Origin of the sequence: Methylomonas sp. LWB, assembly GCF_001856095.1 — a bacterium.
Taxonomy (GTDB): Bacteria; Pseudomonadota; Gammaproteobacteria; order Methylococcales; family Methylomonadaceae; genus Methylomonas; species Methylomonas koyamae_A.
The window spans coordinates 88,165-104,864 of record NZ_MKMC01000005.1; the positions used below are offsets into that span (position 1 = coordinate 88,165).

The 16,700-nt window shown below is 52.9% G+C and carries 19 protein-coding genes; 12 read left to right on the forward strand and 7 right to left on the reverse strand.

The features are described from left to right. The first annotated feature begins 267 nt into the window (after positions 1 to 267). Complete coding sequence (locus BJL95_RS02530) at positions 268 to 1,431, forward strand: HEPN domain-containing protein (RefSeq protein WP_071155234.1); 1,164 nt, start codon at positions 268 to 270, stop codon at positions 1,429 to 1,431. Between the two features lie 444 nt (positions 1,432 to 1,875). Here the strand turns inward: BJL95_RS02530 and BJL95_RS02540 are convergent, their stop codons facing one another. Continuing rightward, positions 1,876 to 2,136: a Txe/YoeB family addiction module toxin gene (locus BJL95_RS02540; protein WP_071155238.1), complete on the reverse strand. Its 261-nt coding sequence runs from the start codon at positions 2,134 to 2,136 to the stop codon at positions 1,876 to 1,878. Then, on the reverse strand, positions 2,133 to 2,384 hold the full coding sequence (locus BJL95_RS02545) for a type II toxin-antitoxin system Phd/YefM family antitoxin (protein WP_071155240.1): 252 nt from the start codon (positions 2,382 to 2,384) through the stop codon (positions 2,133 to 2,135). Before BJL95_RS02545 ends, BJL95_RS02540 begins: the two co-directional genes overlap by 4 nt. Positions 2,385 to 2,516: 132 nt before the next feature. Here BJL95_RS02545 and ureA point away from each other — a divergent pair, with 132 nt between their 5' ends. From ureA to ureC, 3 genes are all read left to right on the forward strand, one after another. Next, on the forward strand, positions 2,517 to 2,819 hold the full coding sequence (gene ureA / locus BJL95_RS02550; protein WP_020482653.1) for an urease subunit gamma: 303 nt from the start codon (positions 2,517 to 2,519) through the stop codon (positions 2,817 to 2,819). 129 nt (positions 2,820 to 2,948) lie between these two features. Further along, positions 2,949 to 3,266 carry an urease subunit beta gene (locus BJL95_RS02555; protein ID WP_071155242.1) on the forward strand — a complete coding sequence of 106 codons (318 nt, stop codon included), beginning with the start codon at positions 2,949 to 2,951 and terminating at the stop codon, positions 3,264 to 3,266. Further along, on the forward strand, positions 3,263 to 5,044 hold the full coding sequence (ureC, locus tag BJL95_RS02560; protein ID WP_071155244.1) for an urease subunit alpha: 1,782 nt from the start codon (positions 3,263 to 3,265) through the stop codon (positions 5,042 to 5,044). Before BJL95_RS02555 ends, ureC begins: the two co-directional genes overlap by 4 nt. Positions 5,045 to 5,137: 93 nt before the next feature. On the opposite strand, the gene BJL95_RS02565 is transcribed toward ureC, so the two are convergent. The 3 genes from BJL95_RS02565 to BJL95_RS24425 form a co-directional block, all read right to left on the reverse strand. After that, complete coding sequence (locus BJL95_RS02565) at positions 5,138 to 5,704, reverse strand: hypothetical protein (RefSeq protein WP_071155246.1); 567 nt, start codon at positions 5,702 to 5,704, stop codon at positions 5,138 to 5,140. Positions 5,705 to 5,789: 85 nt separating this feature from the next. Further along, positions 5,790 to 6,146 carry a hypothetical protein gene (locus tag BJL95_RS02570; RefSeq protein WP_064026868.1) on the reverse strand — a complete coding sequence of 119 codons (357 nt, stop codon included), beginning with the start codon at positions 6,144 to 6,146 and terminating at the stop codon, positions 5,790 to 5,792. 388 nt (positions 6,147 to 6,534) lie between these two features. After that, entirely contained in the window at positions 6,535 to 7,092 is a 558-nt protein-coding gene (locus tag BJL95_RS24425; protein ID WP_139306097.1) for a hypothetical protein, read from the reverse strand. 429 nt (positions 7,093 to 7,521) lie between these two features. On the opposite strand from BJL95_RS24425, the gene BJL95_RS02580 reads away from it, so the two are divergent. The 8 genes from BJL95_RS02580 (at position 7,522) to yeiP (ending at position 14,130) form a co-directional block, all read left to right on the forward strand. Then, positions 7,522 to 8,427, forward strand: coding sequence for a hypothetical protein (locus tag BJL95_RS02580; RefSeq protein ID WP_071155250.1), 906 nt, complete (start codon positions 7,522 to 7,524; stop codon positions 8,425 to 8,427). A gap of 1,138 nt (positions 8,428 to 9,565) precedes the next feature. Further along, positions 9,566 to 9,997: an urease accessory protein UreE gene (ureE, locus tag BJL95_RS02595; protein WP_064026853.1), complete on the forward strand. Its 432-nt coding sequence runs from the start codon at positions 9,566 to 9,568 to the stop codon at positions 9,995 to 9,997. Continuing rightward, the gene (locus BJL95_RS02600) at positions 9,987 to 10,661 is read left to right on the forward strand and encodes an urease accessory protein UreF (RefSeq protein WP_071155256.1); all 675 of its coding nucleotides are present in this window, start codon (positions 9,987 to 9,989) and stop codon (positions 10,659 to 10,661) included. Before ureE ends, BJL95_RS02600 begins: the two co-directional genes overlap by 11 nt. Before the next feature lie 117 nt (positions 10,662 to 10,778). Continuing rightward, the gene (gene ureG, locus BJL95_RS02605) at positions 10,779 to 11,399 is read left to right on the forward strand and encodes an urease accessory protein UreG (protein WP_064026849.1); all 621 of its coding nucleotides are present in this window, start codon (positions 10,779 to 10,781) and stop codon (positions 11,397 to 11,399) included. Between the two features lie 284 nt (positions 11,400 to 11,683). Continuing rightward, on the forward strand, positions 11,684 to 12,025 hold the full coding sequence (locus BJL95_RS02610; RefSeq protein ID WP_064026847.1) for a hypothetical protein: 342 nt from the start codon (positions 11,684 to 11,686) through the stop codon (positions 12,023 to 12,025). A gap of 126 nt (positions 12,026 to 12,151) precedes the next feature. Further along, the gene (gene aat / locus BJL95_RS02615) at positions 12,152 to 12,844 is read left to right on the forward strand and encodes a leucyl/phenylalanyl-tRNA--protein transferase (protein ID WP_071155258.1); all 693 of its coding nucleotides are present in this window, start codon (positions 12,152 to 12,154) and stop codon (positions 12,842 to 12,844) included. After that, complete coding sequence (locus BJL95_RS02620) at positions 12,832 to 13,560, forward strand: arginyltransferase (RefSeq protein WP_071155260.1); 729 nt, start codon at positions 12,832 to 12,834, stop codon at positions 13,558 to 13,560. The genes aat and BJL95_RS02620 overlap by 13 nt, the downstream gene beginning before the upstream one ends. Positions 13,561 to 13,563: 3 nt before the next feature. Beyond that, positions 13,564 to 14,130 (forward strand): elongation factor P-like protein YeiP, encoded by a 567-nt coding sequence (gene yeiP, locus BJL95_RS02625; RefSeq protein ID WP_064026840.1) that lies wholly within the window; start codon positions 13,564 to 13,566, stop codon positions 14,128 to 14,130. A gap of 40 nt (positions 14,131 to 14,170) precedes the next feature. Here yeiP and ubiH read toward each other — a convergent pair whose 3' ends face one another. Continuing rightward, positions 14,171 to 15,385, reverse strand: coding sequence for a 2-octaprenyl-6-methoxyphenyl hydroxylase (ubiH, locus tag BJL95_RS02630; protein WP_064026837.1), 1,215 nt, complete (start codon positions 15,383 to 15,385; stop codon positions 14,171 to 14,173). Continuing rightward, a complete protein-coding gene (gene pepP, locus BJL95_RS02635; protein WP_071155262.1) occupies positions 15,386 to 16,693 on the reverse strand; it encodes a Xaa-Pro aminopeptidase in 1,308 nt (435 codons plus the stop codon). Between the last annotated feature and the right edge of the window lie 7 nt (positions 16,694 to 16,700).

Sequence of the window (16,700 nt, forward strand, 5' to 3'; positions counted from 1 at the left end):
GGCGCATCTATCGCGCAGAATGCGTTTCACATTGTGAACCCTATGAGATAAAAACAAAGATATTCAATGAAAATTATCTTCAAAAATATACCTAGGAAATTATGCAAAAAACTACAATGCTCTTTTTCATCTATTACCGACAAGAAAAACTTTATAATACCAACCAGTTTAGACGACCTCAAAAATTACCCAAACCATCTCCATAAATCTAGGCGCGCGTATTCACGCGAGACATGCGATTTATTTTTAGATTTTTGCAAAAAGCTTATGTCTTGGGATGACATTGCTGGAGTTGCTAGCCTAGACACTGTTTTTTGGGCATTTTCAGATTCGCTTGACGAGCATTTTATTGAGCAAAATAAATTTGATTTTGATTTTTTTACTTCTACGTGGATTGAGAAAATTAACTCAAAACTACATAAATATAGATTTTATTTTTCCGTACACGGCTTGATGCTAAAGGATAGTTTACATGAGGAATTCGGCGAAGTATCTATAGTTTTATTTGACAAGGCGTTAGCTGACCGACTCCTTGATGAAAACAAGAGTAACAATTACCAATGGACAGAATATTTACACTCAACCTTGTATAAAAAGTTCATTGGCAAAACTACTCTAATAGTAAGTGTTTTTGGTTGTAGAGATTTATCTGAACTAGTTGCCAGAGAGAAGGCAAATTCAGTAATTTCTTATTTTAGATTCATATTTTGTGTCTTGCACCATGATCGTGTAAAAGAAGGCTTAGTTAAGATTTCTATTGAAAACGAATGGCCTGAAAATAATTCGGACTTTTTTTATGTAGAATCCGACCACATTTCCTTATCTAATCATCGAGGCGCAGCTCCATTATTTGCCTTCGACATTTATAGCAGAAACTTTTCCGATATAAAGAAAAATGGCTACTTAAATGAAATAAGTGATTTTATTTTTCATCCTTACAATAACTATGAAAAGGCAGTTAAATCTGCTATATATTGGATTGGAGAAGCTCAAAACGACTTTAAACCAGACTCTGCGTTCGTTAAGTATTGGATTTCAATTGAAAGCTTACTAACAACGGGACTTCATTCTCAAAATGGAATAACAAGAAATCTTGTTGACGGTATGCCTATATTAATATGGTATTGTGGACACGAGTTTAGTGATAGACCTAATGTTCGCTGGTTATCTAAGCGCATTAATGCCCTTTATGATCTTCGGTCTAAAATCGTTCATGAAGGTCATGGAGTTCAAATTAATTGCAATGACCTAAGAGACTTATGCAAATACTCCTCTTGGCTAATACTGAGTTTTTTATGGTTACGATCAAACTTCAATTATACAGAATGTAAACAAGTCATAAAACTAATTGAAAATTTGAAAGTATCTGAATTTTCTGAAGACTTTGAAACCCGAACCCGAAGTCTATTACTGGCTGCTCAGGCGCCGTAGGTCCGATTAGCGAAGCGTAATCGGACGAATGAATTTATTGAATAGTTTAATTTTGACTTTTTGATATTATATATTTTTATAAGGCATTCAATAAATTTATTATTTAAACATCCGTCCGATTACGCTTCGCTAATCGGACCTACCGAATTTCATTTTTTGACTTCAAAATTCGGGACGGTTTTCTCCCCTGATGCCGCGCCGAGCACCGGAGGGTTTGGACGGATCAGCCCGCAGGGGAGCGGCAAGGATGCCGCTCGTTTTCGGAGGGCTATGGATAGCCCTTCCGAAAACCCCGTTCAAACCCTTCGAAGCGCAGGATCAAAGCGGCATGGGGTGGCTTTTTCTTTGGATACTTTCTTTTGGCCAAACAAAAGAAAGTATCTCGGCTGTCGGGCCGAGACCCGACATTAAATAAACTCGTCGCGGTAGCGACACAAATTAAGGTCAATACTCATAGTGATACCGCAATTGCGCAATCAACAAAGTATCCCCAGTAACCTTATAAACGATTCGATGCTCGTCGTTTATCCGCCGCGACCAATAGCCGGACAAACCGTGTTGCAGTGGTTCCGGCTTACCGATGCCCTCGAACGGCTGGCGCTGGATTTCCTTGATCAATTGGTTGATGCGTTTAAGAATGGCCTTGTCGGTGGTTTGCCAGTACAGATAGCTATCCCAGGCATCGGAAGAAAACGTGATTTTCACTCGATTAATTCGCGCTCCGTGCCTTGGCCGGACTCCAGCTCGGCGATGGACTCCAGCAAGCGGCGGGCGTTGGCTGGCGAGCGTAATAAATAGGCGGTTTCCTCCATGGCTTGGTAGTCTTCCAAAGACAGCATCACCACCGGGGATTCGCTTTTACGGGTGATGATGATGGGGGCATGGTCGGCGCAAACCTTGTCCATGGTTTTGGCTAAATTGGCGCGAGCGGCGCTGTAACTGATGGCGTCCATTAATGCTCCTGTTGTACAAAAAACGGTACGACACAATAACTCGGAAGATAGGCCTATGCAAGTTGGGAAACATTTAACCGCGATACAACTTACCAACATTCCAAACACTACTATTTAGCTGACGATAACGCCATGCAACTAACCCCTAGAGAAAAAGACAAACTCCTCCTCTTCACTGCCGCCCTTCTCGCCGAGCGCCGCAAAGCCAGAGGCTTGAAACTTAACTACCCGGAAGCCGTGGCCTATATCTCCGCCGCGATCATGGAAGGCGCCCGCGACGGTCAGACCGTGGCCGAGTTAATGGCTTATGGTCGAACGTTGTTAAGCATCGACGATGTGATGGACGGCATCGCCGAGATGCTGACCGAGGTGCAGGTGGAGGCGACGTTTCCTGATGGCACCAAATTGGTGACGGTGCATGAGCCGATTGTTTAGTCATCGCGTGGGCACAAAAAGCACGTGCCCACCCTACGCAAATCTGTCAGAAAGCAAAGAAAATCCAACATGTAGGGTGGACACGATTTATCGTGCCCACGCGGAAAAAATGAATAAAAGGAGCCCAAAATGATCCCCGGAGAAATCTTCCCAGCCGCTGGCGACATCGAACTCAATGCCGGCCGCGCCACCGTTAAAGTCTTGGTTGCCAACAGCGGCGACCGGCCAATTCAGGTCGGCTCGCATTATCATTTTTACGAAACCAACCCGGCTTTGCACTTCGACCGCAGTGTGGCCTTGGGTTTTAGATTGGATATTCCGGCCGGCACCGCGGTGCGTTTTGAGCCGGGCCAGCAACGCGAGGTGCAGTTGGTGGCTTTTGCCGGCGAGCGCAAAGTCTACGGCTTTCGCGGCGAGGTGATGGGCGCATTGGAGAAAACCGCATGAGCAAGATTTCGAGAGCGGCTTATGCCGACATGTTCGGCCCCACCACCGGCGACCGCTTGCGGCTGGCCGACACCGATTTGATTCTGGAAGTGGAAGCCGATTACACCGTCTACGGCGACGAGGTGAAATTCGGCGGCGGTAAGGTGATCCGCGACGGCATGGGCCAAAGCCAGCTCGGTAACGACCAGGCCGTGGATTTGGTGATCACTAACGCGCTGATCATCGATTACTGGGGCATCGTCAAAGCCGATGTCGGCATCAAGCAGGGGCGGATTTTTAAAATCGGCAAAGCCGGCAATCCCGACATTCAACCCGGCGTGGACATCATTGTCGGCCCCGGCACCGAAGTCATCGCCGGCGAAGGCCAGATTCTGACCGCCGGCGGCATTGACGCCCACATCCATTTCATTTGTCCGCAGCAGATCGACGAAGCACTGTGCTCCGGCGTGACGACGATGATAGGCGGCGGCACCGGTCCGGCCACCGGCACCAATGCCACCACTTGTACGCCGGGGCCTTGGCATCTGCAACAAATGCTGACCGCGCTGGACGGTTTGCCGATGAACTTTGGTTTGCTGGGCAAGGGCAACGCCAGCCTGCCCGGTGCATTGGAGGAACAAATCAAAGCCGGAGCGATGGGCCTGAAACTGCATGAAGATTGGGGCACCACCCCGGCGGCGATAGACTGCTGCCTAGGCGTGGCCGACGATTACGACGTGCAGGTGGCAATTCACACCGATACCTTGAACGAATCCGGGTTTGTCGAAGATACTTTCGCCGCCTTCAAGGGCCGCACGATACATACCTACCACACCGAAGGCGCCGGTGGCGGCCATGCGCCGGACATCATCAAAGCCTGCGGCTTGAACAATGTGCTGCCGTCGTCGACTAACCCGACCCGGCCCTACACGGTCAACACCGTCGATGAGCATCTGGACATGCTGATGGTCTGCCATCATCTTGATCCGAGCATCCCGGAAGACGTGGCTTTTGCCGAATCACGCATCCGCCGCGAAACTATCGCCGCCGAAGACATCCTGCACGACCTGGGTGCGTTTTCGATGATTTCCTCGGATTCGCAAGCCATGGGCCGGGTCGGCGAAGTAGTGATCCGTACCTGGCAGACTGCGCACAAGATGAAAGCGCAACGTGGGCATTTACCCTCACCCCTAACCCCTCTCCCTAAGGGCGAGGGGGACAAAGACAAACCTCTCCCCTCTCCCACCGGGAGAGGGGCTGGGGGTGAGGGGGCGCAAAACGACAATTTCCGTATCAAGCGCTACATCGCCAAATACACCATCAACCCGGCCATCAGCCACGGCATCAGCCACGAAGTGGGCTCCATCGAAGCCGGCAAACTGGCCGATCTAGTGCTCTGGCAGCCGGCCTTCTTCGGGGTTAAGCCCAGCCTGATCATTAAAGGCGGCCTGATCGCCGCCGCGCCGATGGGCGATGCCAATGCCTCGATACCCACCCCGCAACCGGTGCATTACCGACCCATGTTCGGCAGTTTTGGCCGCACCGCCGCCAACAATTCGATGATCTTTTTGCCGCAAGCGGCAGTGGCATCGGGTTTGGCGGAGCAATTGGGACTACAAAAACGGGTGGGTGCGGTGAAAAACACCCGAACTATCGGCAAGGCCGATTTGAAACTGAACGACTACCAGCCGGTGATGGAGGTTTGTCCGCAGACTTATCAGGTGCGGGCGGATGGAGAGTTGTTGATTTGCGAACCGGCGGTGGTGTTGCCGATGGCGCAGCGGTATTTTTTGTTTTGAGGACGATTTAGCCATCCCTATCCCGTGTCCGGCCCGGTATCGGCCAGCCACAACAAGAAAGGGATGGCGGAAGAAAACTCGCCAGCCGTTGGCTCAGGAACCCGGTCTGGGGGCTTTATGGGGCGGAACCGGTTCGTCGATGCTGACGGTGTCGGCTTCCACTTGCTGAGCCATCGCTTCGATGATTTCCGGCGGAACACCGGATTGCTTGAGGCTTGCCCGTAACTCTGCGCTCAATTCCGCGCCGGTTCGTTCCGCGACCGGTTCTTCGGGCTGAACGGGACTAGCAGATTCCTGTTCTTTCAAAGTCTGTTCCATTTGAGCAATATGCTCATCCGGTAAATGGTTAGCTCGCATCGACGCAATCATCTCGGCATTGGCTTCGTTACGCGCAGCCTCATCCTCGGGCGACAAGCTATTGGCTGGCGCCAGCCGTTGGCGCTCGTGCGGGGGTAATTGAGTATCCTGAGACATTGCGGTATTTGCCGGCGGAATATCCAGCCTTCTGTTCGCGCCAGCCGCGATGACCGGCGCGGAAGCTGAAGCGGCATGTTCCGGTGCCGCCGGATGGCTCTCGCCGCGATCCGGAAATTGCTGACCGGCAAAATATCCGCTCGCAAAAATGCTAGCCACACCCAGTATTGAGACAAATTTGTTCATGATCTTGACCTAGTTTGAGTTTGCTCGGAGCGGAATCTCGGTCGGACGAATCAGGCCAAAGATTCCGCATGATCCGGTTTAGCGATTAATACTCGTACAGATAGGTTAAAGTACCCAGGTAGCGGAAAGATCCGGAAGTTGGGCAGGCTGCAGTGCCGGAATCACCGTACAAATACAAGCTTTGATGGTTTTGCAGCGCCATTTTTGCCTGGATCAAAGCCTCTTTATTGTAGGTCAGGAAATAGTTGGTATAGCCCGGCAACACGGTGTGCTCAGGCACCGTGTAAATATAACCGTATGTGTTGCCGTTTACATTATATTCGTAGACACCGGAGACATAAGTCCAACCTCCGCCACAACTCGCGGCATTGGCGGCACTAGCGCCAAACATGGAAGCAGCAACTACAGACAACATTAACAACAGATTTTTGATGGTTTTCATGAGATTCACCTAAAAGATAGTAAACACAAGGATTAATTGGCGATCACTGCGCTTAAATCTGGAATATCACATACTCGGAAATGGGTAATATCCAAATGCAAGGGCAGTGTGTCCGTAGGTCTTCGCGATCATTTTTTTAATCTCCGCGAAACTGTTTGGGACGGTGTTAATTTAGGGAAACTATCCTTGGCGCTCTGTTAAGTTTTAGACTGGAAAAGTGTGACGGTTTCCACGCTTTATTTCGAGCGGCCATTGGCGCAAACGCGGATGACTTACTCGGTATATCCCGATACGCGGCGCGGCATCCGGGGCTCAAGGCTGCATCGGCACTGCGGCGCCCAGCCAGGCACGCCTAGTTTGCAACCGCAAATGCAAGGCACGGCTTGCGCTACTCAAAGCGTTTAACCGGTGCTGTGCGATTCGAAACCGGGCCAACAACGCCAGCCGTCTTGTCGATGCTGTCTCCGGCGGCAAACGCAACGCAAAAAGACTGGCGAGCAAGGCTCCGAGCAATAAACGCAAAACAAAAAGACTTGGGCGCAAGGCTCCGAGCGATAAACGCAACACAAAAAGACTTGCGCGCGAGACTCCGAGCAATAAACGAAAGGCAAAAAGCCTTGCGCGTGAAGCTCGGAGCATTAAACGAAAAGCAAAAAGACTTGCGTGCGAGGCTCCGAGCGATAAACGCAACACAAAAAGACTTGCGTGCATGGCTCCGAGCATCAAACGAAAGGCAAAAAGCCTTGCGCGTGAAGCTCAGAGCATTAAACGAAGAGGGTGTCCTGAATTTTGTGTAAACGGGTTGGGTGTTGATTTCTTGTATCGCTGGAGCGACGGTGGTTTTAATGTCGGTTCGCGGACCGACAACCGCGATACTTTTCTTTGGTCCGCCAAAGAAAAGTATCCAAAAGAAAGGCGGCCCCATGCCGCTTGGCTCACTCGGCACATCCTTGTGCCTCGCCCTTCGGGTGCTATCGCATGCAAATCGGCTATCCTGCCGATTTGTCCTGCGCTCCTGCGGGTTTGAGCGGGGTTTTCGGAAGGGCTTTCCTAGCCCTCCGAAAACGCGCGGCATCAGGGGATTAACCTCCCGCGGTGGATAAGGTATTGTATGAATTTGAAAGCTAAATTTGAGGCGTAGGGTGGGCAATTTTGCCCACCATTTGACGTTAATTCCGCGTGGGCACTAAATCGTGCTCACCCTAGGTTGCTGAAGGTGCAAAATCGTAGGGCGCCAATAGGCGTAGCCGTATTGCGCCGCATGTCGGTCTTTAATCATTCGGCGCATTACGCTACCGCTAATACGCCCTACACGGGCCTTTTAAATCATTGAGTTGCAGTTGCGAGTGGATTTTTAAGCCACAGATTCAGGTTTATGAAAAGAATAGTTGAAGCAATTAATTCTGAGATTATTAGTCGGTTTAGCAGTCCATTTATGGGGTCTTTTTTACTTGCACTAGCAGGCGCCCACTTTAGATTAATTCTTATTCTAATTAGTCAAGGAAAATTTGAGGAAAAACTAAAATATATCGACGCGCATCCAGAGCTATTAGATTACCATTCTGTATGGCTTGCCTTTGAAATTGCTTTGATTTATGCAATTGGCTATCCAGTTCTAGATATTATCATTTCCTGGACTAGGGAATGGATCGCAATATTTAAAGAATGGGCTGTTCTTAAAGCACAAAGAAAGGAATTTGTCGATAAAGAGATGCAGCATGATTATTTTAAGAAATTCGATGACGAACTAAATGCTCTTAAGGATAGGATAAAGAAGCTTCAGGATGGAGAGTTAATGGCATTAAAGAATTATAGGCAGCTTTCAGATGATTTGCGCTATCGGGCAAAGTATATGTTTACGCTTTATCTTTATGCGATAGCAAACGTTGACAACGATGAGGCAATTAAAATAGCTGAGCATGGGCGTTTATTTCTTCCTCTGCAAATGCCGGAAGAAAGTTTCGAATGGGCGGAGGTTGATAGACCAAGGATTGTCAATATCTATACAAGTTTTCCATTCAAACAACAATTAGTTGACGGTCTAAATATAATTCTAAAACATGAACGAGATGTTAATGGCAAGAGGTTTATTGAAAGAACTGCCTTTTTTGATGCATGTAAATGGGATGAAGATTTCCGAGGCTTATTTGATCTTCTCATATCCTTTGACGTGTTAGAGATTTCAAATAGCAAAGCCGGCGAATACGAGGTCAAAGTAGATGATGCACATATAATGCGCTTTATTCGATTATTAACTGGCGAATATAAACTGACTCGCTGATTTTTAAATCCGCTTATTTTTCTCAAGCAACTAGCCTCACCCCGCAAGACAGCTGGCGTCCTCGATTCCGCTACATATTTGGCTTGACTTGGATAACGGTATCTACGAACGAGATTTTTGTAGTCCCTTTTGAAATTGGGGTGGTTTTTCTCCCGTTATTCCGCCCCGAGCATCGCAGCTTTTGGCGAGAATAGCCCGCAGGGGCGCGGCAGGGATGCCGCTCGTTTTCGGAGGGCTAAGGATAGCCCTTCCGAAAACCCTCACCAAAAGCGAGACGCGCAGGATTAAGGCGGAATGCCGGGTGGCCTTTTCTTTGGATATTTTCTTTTCGACTGCATGGATGCAGGAGGTAGAGCAATGCAGGAGCAATTGCCGAGGCCAAGCAAAGAAAAGTTACTCGGCCGCCGGGCCAAGACCCGACATTTAAACCACTCGTCGCAACAGCGACACCAAATAAATAAGCGTCATTAAATGGCATTTTTCATACTGATTTTGTTGTTTGTGGTTTGTATCGGTTTATGTTTCATTGACCAATGCCCGCATTGCCAGGAATATAGGGCGTTTAAAAAAACCGGCCAAAGCCGGCAATTGAAACAAGCCGTGTATGAATTGGAATATTTCTATCGTTGCAAACGCTGCGGGTATAGCGAATGGCGGAAAATTGGCCCCAGTAATCATTCAAACGAAGGCGGCGGTGGCTGCTGATAATTTTATGCTTCCCCACGCGCTGCGCCACTGCCATTTAGTTAAGAACGGATGCTCCCCTCTGCCTCAGGAAGAGCTAGGGTGAGAGCGATAAATAGGCAAGAAAGCTTTATTTTGTTTCCGTCATCCCAACCTTATCCCAAAGGGAGAGGGGCTTTTTCCATATGGATGCCGGAGGTATAGCAAGGCATGGAGCAATTGCCGAGGCCAAGCACAAATTCGTTTGGAATGAATTTGAACAACCGACAGGTTGGCCAAAGGGCGAAAACCAGGGACGATTTTCGTAGCGAAAGTAACGCGGTTGTCGGTCCGCGAACCGACATGTAAAAAACCCGTCGCGACAGCGACACAACAAGACCAAAAGACATCAAGTAATCTGGAAGCCGACGTGTCGGGTTACGCTTCGCTAACCCGACCTACACAAAATAAGCAAATGCTAAAACTCACCGAAACCACAGAATCCCAAGAATCTCCCGACGACACCCTAACCCTGCCCTTCGAGGCCCGGCAAAAGTCCCGGCAACCGGCCATTACCCAAGGCGGCGTTCAAGTCGGGGTGTTTTTGCCCAGAGGGCAAACCTTGAAGCACGGCGCGGTGCTAACCAACGCCCAGGGCTTCAAGGTGCGGGTCAACGCCGCGCCGGAAGCCTTATCGGTGGTGAAATGCGCCGATCCGATGTTGTTCGCCCGCGCCTGTTACCATTTGGGCAACCGTCACGTGGCCTTGCAAATTTTACCCGGCGAATTGCGGTTTTTGACCGATCATGTGCTGGATCAAATGCTGGTCGGATTGGGTTTGACCGTCGAGCATCAAACCCTGCCGTTCGAACCGGAAGCCGGCGCTTATCATAGCCATGGTCACTGATTTATCGCTGTTAAGGCTGCTGCAACTGGTCAGCCCCAGTCTGCCGATCGGCATGTACAGCTATTCCCAGGGGCTGGAAACGGCGGTGCACGACGGCTGGGTGACGAACGCGGAACAAACCGGCGACTGGCTGCGCGGCTTGTTGCACAACGGCTTGGGTAAGGTCGATGCTCCGTTGTTGGCAAGGTTGTACGATGCCTGGCGGACCAATGACCTTACGGCTGTCACGCATTGGAGCCAAACCCTGAGCGCCTGCCGGGAAACCGCCGAATTGCGCGCCGAGGACAAGCAGACCGGCCAGGCCCTGGCGCGCTTGCTGATCAAGTTGGAGATGCCGGAAGCCCAGACTTGGCAAAAACGGCCCGATGCGACCTTGGCGGCCTTGTTTGCGCTGGCGGCAACCCGCTGGCAAATCGATAAAGCCGATGCGGTTGCCGGTTATTTGTGGGGCTGGCTGGAAAACCAAGTGCTGGGCGCGATCAAATTGGTGCCGCTGGGACAAGTGGCCGGGCAGCGATTGTTGCAGAGTCTGGCCGGCGAATTGCCGGGCTTGGTGGAGCAAGCGTTGCAACTGACGGACGACGACATCGGCGGCAGTTGTTTCGGTTTGGCGCTGGCCAGTAGCCGGCATGAAATGCAGTATTCGCGGCTGTTTCGCTCTTGAGATTACGCTCTACCACAGCGTGTCCGATTGATAAACAAGGTAGCCTCCCTGCAGCATAGCGGAATCGAGGTTGGACATTTTTAAATCCCGGATTGCATCCGGGCAACTGGAGACAACATGAACGACAAACAGGTATTGAGAATCGGCGTCGGCGGCCCGGTAGGTTCCGGCAAAACCGCTTTGGTGGATGCGCTGTGCAAACGCATGCGCGAAGAATTTCAAATCGGCGTGGTCACCAACGACATCTACACCCGCGAGGATCAGCAATTTCTGATCCGGAGCCAGGCCTTGCCGGAAGAACGCATCCTGGGTGTGGAAACCGGCGGCTGTCCGCATACCGCGATCCGCGAAGATGCGTCTATGAACTTGGCGGCGGTGGACGAGTTGTGCGAGCGCTTTCCGGAGCTGGATTTCGTGTTGGTCGAAAGCGGCGGCGACAATCTCAGCGCCACCTTCAGCCCGGAACTGGCCGATTTGACCATTTACGTAATCGACGTCTCGGCCGGCGACAAGATTCCGCGCAAGGGCGGCCCCGGCATTACCAAATCGGATTTATTGGTGATCAATAAAATCGATCTGGCGCCTTACGTCGGTGCGTCGTTGGAGGTGATGGACCGCGACGCCAAGAAAATGCGCGGCGAGCGGCCGTTCGTGTTTACCAATATCAAGGCCGGCGTTGGCCTGGACGCCGTCGCTCAATTCATCGTCACCCAAGGCATGTTGGCCGCGCCGGTTTAAACCGGGTTTGCCGTTCTGGGGTTTGTCGACGACTTCGTTGCCGAATCCCCCTCCGCTCTTCATTACCGCCGAACGCCGTATTGATTTGGTTCTAAACAGTGCCTATTCGGCATCGGGCATGTTTTGCGTGCATTCGCGGCGCCGCAACTTAACAGTATTCGTCCGCGCCGTTTGGAGTGCAAAATATTATTTGCACCGCGCGACAGTTTTCAGCCATCATCCGTGACTTTGCCCACCCAAGCGTTTAGAACTAAATATCCGTTACAAACCCGCCCGCGTCCATCTTGACCCACAACAAAATCTCCCGCCAGACTAATCTCCGCAAGCGACGCTATCGCTCGTACGGCTATGCCAGATCGGCATTGATTATTGGCGGCATCGCGCTGATAGTCTGGCTGACGTTCTTGCTACCGTTGTCGTTCGCGGTGCAAGCCAGCGACGGTCCCGTCCACAATTCGCTGTTGGTATTACGCTTGATGCAATACGGTTTCCTGGCCGCCAATGCTTGCGGCATGATGCTGGCCGCGACCTCGCTGTTTAAATCTCCCGCCAAACTGGAACTAGCGATTTTTGGCTTGACGTTCAATCTGGTCGATTTCGTGTTGGGACTGTCGCTGAATACGTGAGTCCGTTTTCTGCCCGACCGATACCCGCCCACCGCGAATCCTTAACGGCCGCCGCCCGCCAGCAATCCGCCGTAAGCCGGTTTGCTTTACAATGTTGGCAACTCCATTCATTCACGTCCGGCCAGCATGCAACTCAGCGTTCTCGACCCCCTGCGCCCCGGTCAAGCGTTCCCGCCGTTGGAACGCGCGCTGACCGAGCCTAACGGCCTGCTGGCGATAGGCGGTTGTCTATCGCCTCGGCGTCTGGTTAACGCTTACCGGCACGGCGCGTTTCCGTGGTTTAACCCCGGCGAACCGATCTTGTGGTGGTCGCCCGATCCACGCCTGGTATTGTTTCCGCAGAGTTTGAACGTATCGCGCAGCCTGGCGAAAACTCTGCGTAAAGGGCATTTCGAAACCCGCCGCGACACGGCTTTCGCCGAGGTCATCGAGGCCTGCGCCGCGCCGCGCCGGGAGGATGGCGGCACCTGGATCACCGACGATATGCGCGCCGCTTACCAAACGCTACATCAACTCGGCGTCGCGCATTCCTGGGAGACCTGGCAAAACGGCGAACTGGTCGGCGGCTTGTACGGTCTGGCGATCGGCCGGGTGTTCTTCGGCGAATCGATGTTCCATCGCGCCACCGATGCGTCGAAAGTCGCGTTCGTGGATTTGGTGCGTCATTTGGATAGCTGGGGTTACCAGTTGATCGACTGCCAAGTCAGTAGCGATCATTTACTCAGTTTAGGCGCCGAGGACATCCCGCGCCGCGAATTCGCGGCGGCACTGGCCGTCTTGTGCAAACAGGCACCGCATCCGCAAGCGTGGCAAATCTAAAATCGATTTCTCTTTGGCTGAGCGGCGAACAGGATTGCGCCTATCTGGACGATCGGCGCGCTCGCTCGGCCTTCGTCCATCCCGATACCGAACTGGATCCCGCCGTTTATTCGCGCCTGATCGAACTGGGCTTCCGGCGCAGCGGCGATCACGTGTACCGGCCGCATTGCGACTACTGCCAAGCCTGCATACCCACCCGCGTTCCGGTGCGAGAATTCCAACCGAACCGCAAACAACGCCGTTGCCTGACGCGGAACGCATCCACCCGGACCGTCATACGCGGCGCCGAATTCGATCCTCGCCATTTCCGGCTTTATCAAACCTATCTGCGGGCTCGCCACGACAAACCGGACGAAGCGCCGCCGAGCGAGGAAGATTATTTGCGTTTTCTCGGCAGCCGTTGGTGCGATACCCATTTTGTCGAATTCTTGATCGAAGGCCGGCTGGCGGCCGTCGCGGTCGTCGACGTCGTCGATCACGGCCTGTCGGCGGTATATACCTTTTTCGACCCGACCCTGGCGACCTACAGTCCCGGCGTGTATGCGGTGCTGTGGCAGATCGAATACGCCAAACAATTGGAGCTACCCTACGTTTATCTGGGTTTTTGGATCGCCGAATGCCGTAAAATGCGCTACAAAATCGACTATCAACCGCTGTCCGGCCTGATCGCCGGCCAATGGCAATCCCTTTTACCCCCTTCAATCCACGAGGAATAAGCAGTGCCTAAAGCCAACGAACTCAAGCAAGGAACCGCTATCGAAATCAACGGCGAACCCTATGTCGTCAAAAGCATCGATGTGCGCAATCCGACGTCGCGCGGCGCGACGACCTTGTACAAAGTCCGCTTCACCCACATGAAAACCCGCCAAAAGCTGGACGAAACCTTCAAGAGCGACGACATGCTGAAGGCCGCGGATTGCTCGCGCTGCAACGTGCAGTATTCCTACCAGGACGGCGAAACCTATTACTTCATGAACAGCGAGACTTACGAGCAATACGCGCTGGCGGCGGAGGATTTGGAAGGCCAGACGCTGTATTTGAGCGACGGCCTGGAAGGCATCATCATGTTGCTGATGGACGACGCGCCGCTGGGCATTCAATTGCCGACGACGGTCACGTTGCAGATTGTCGAAACGCCGCCCGCGATGAAAGGCTCCAGCGCCACCAAGCGCACCAAAACCGCGAAGCTGACCACCGGCCTGGAAGTACAGATCCCGGAATACATCGAAACCGGCGAGATCATCAAGGTGAATACCGAAACCGGCGAATTCTCGTCCAGAGCTTGAGCCATACCGCCCGGCCGCCTCGCCGGAGCGGCGGCCGCGATTATTCGTCTTTACCCAATTTCGGCAATTTACCGGCCAAGCCCATCGCATGCTTGGCCAGCGCCGATTTGGCGAACGGCAGGTGATCCAGTACCGCGAGACCAGCGTTACGCAACGCGGCCACCGGCAAGCGGTTGTTCGAGAACAGTCGGACCACGGTATCGGTAAAACCGATCGTACGGTCGTGATCCTGGCGGCGTTGCCGGCTGTAGTCGCGCAATAGACTGGCCGCACCGAGATCGCCGCCGCGATCGTGCTGGTCCATCAACAGTTCCGCCAACAAGGCGACGTCGCGAATGCCCAGATTGAAGCCCTGGCCCGCCACCGGATGCAATTGGTGGACGGCGTTGCCGATGATCACGGTCCGGTCGGCCACCATACTTTCGGCGCGGATCAAACTCAGCGGAAATGCGCGGCGCGGCGCGACCAGTTTCAGTTCACCCAAGCGATAACCGAAACAATTTTGCAGTTCGGCGAGAAACTCTCGATCGTTAACAGCCAACAAGGCTTCGGCCTGCTCATGACTGCGGGTCCACACCACCGCGGACTGCTTGGCCGCCACCGGCAGCAAGGCCAACGGGCCGAATTCGGTGAAACGCTCGAAAGCGACATGGCGATTAGGCAAGGCCGATTGCACCGTGGTCACCAGCGCGGTTTGACCGTATTCGCTGACTTGCTGGGGAATTTCCAGTAACTTGCGCACCGTCGAGTTGCCGCCATCGGCACCGACCAGCACTTGGGCACTCAAATTCAACGAGCGGCCGTCGGCCTGCTTCAAGCTGACGTTGACGGCATCGTATCCCGCCATCAAGCCGGCAACCCGCGTTTGATATAGGCAATCAGTGTCGGTTTTTTCGACCAGGTCGGCCGCATGCTGTTCGATGTCGCGGGCGACAATCACGTAACCCAAGGCATCGACGCCCTGCTCCGCCGCCGACAGCCGGGTTTTGCCGAAATGACCGCGGTCGGAGATATGGATGTCCGCGATCGCGGTGGCCTTGGCGGCCACGCCGCGCCACGCGCCCAACTGATCCAGCAACTCGACGGAACCCTTCGCCAAGGCCAATGCCCGGTCGCCGGCCGGCGAGTGGCGTAGTTGCTCGCGGCTATTGGCTTCGACCAGCGCGATTTTCAAGCCGCTGTTCCTCAGCGCCAACGCCAGGCAGTTGCCCGCCAAGCCGGCGCCGACGATGATCAGGTCGTAGTCGTGGGCCATTTAGGCATTCATCAACGCTTCGATATCGGCAATGCGTTTGGGCACGCCACCGGTCAAAATCTCGTGACCGTCCTTGGTCACCAGCACGTCGTCCTCGATCCGAATGCCGATGCCGCGCCACTGTTTGTCCACAGTTTCGCACTGGGCCGGCACGTACAAGCCGGGTTCGACGGTCAATACCATACCGGGCTCCAGCAAGCGCCATTCGTCCTTGATTTTGTAATCGCCGACATCGTGCACGTCCATGCCTAGCCAATGACCGATGCGGTGCATGTAAAACTGTTTGTATTTTTCGTCCTTGATCAATTTCTTGACCCGGCCTTTTAACAAGCCAAGCTCGACCAAACCCCTGGTCAACGTTTCCACCGAGGCGTCGTGGGCCTTGTTCCACGGATTGCCGGGTTTGATTTCGGCCAATGCCGCGGTTTGGGCATCCAGCACCAATTGATAGAGTAGCCGCTGTGGTTCGCTGAACTTGCCCGAAACCGGAAACGTGCGGGTAATGTCGGCGGCGTAGTGGTCGCATTCGACGCCGGCATCGATCAACAACAGATCGCCCTTATTCAGCTTGTCCTTATTCTCGACGTAATGCAGCACACAGGCATTTTTACCGCCGGCGACGATGGACGGATAGGCTACCGCCCGCAATCCGTCCTGAATGAATTCATGAATCAGTTCCGCTTCGATCTGATACTCGTACAAGCCCGGTTGGCAAGCTTGCATTGCCCGAACGTGGGCCTTGGCGGAAACTTCGGCGGCGCGGCGCATCAATTTCAGCTCTTCCGGGCTTTTGAACAAACGCATTTCGTGCAGGATGTGCTCCAACGCGACCAATTCGCCAGGCGCGCTGACGCCGGTACGCGATTGCTTGCGGATGTTGTTGATCCATTCCATCAGCTTGTGATCGAGATCGCTGTCCTTGCCCATCGGATAGTACACCTTGCCCTTGTTCTCCAGCATACCGGGCAGGATGTCGTCCAAATCGGCTATCGGGAAGGAGTCGTCGGCCTCGTAATGCTGGGTGGCGCCTTCCAGGCCGGCGTGCGCGCCTTCCCACAAGGCCTTTTTCTCGTCGAATTCGCGGCAAAACAGTATGTATTCGCCCTTCTCACGGCCGGGAATGAACACCGCCATCGATTCGGCTTCGTTGAAACCGGTTAAATAATAGAAATCGCTATCCTGCCGAAACGGATAATGCACGTCGCGGTTACGGGTGCGCTGCGGCGCGCTGGCGATAATCGCGATATTGCCCTTGCCGATTTGTTTCATTAACGCCGACCGGCGCTTCTTGAATTCGCTTTGTTTCATGAGAAAA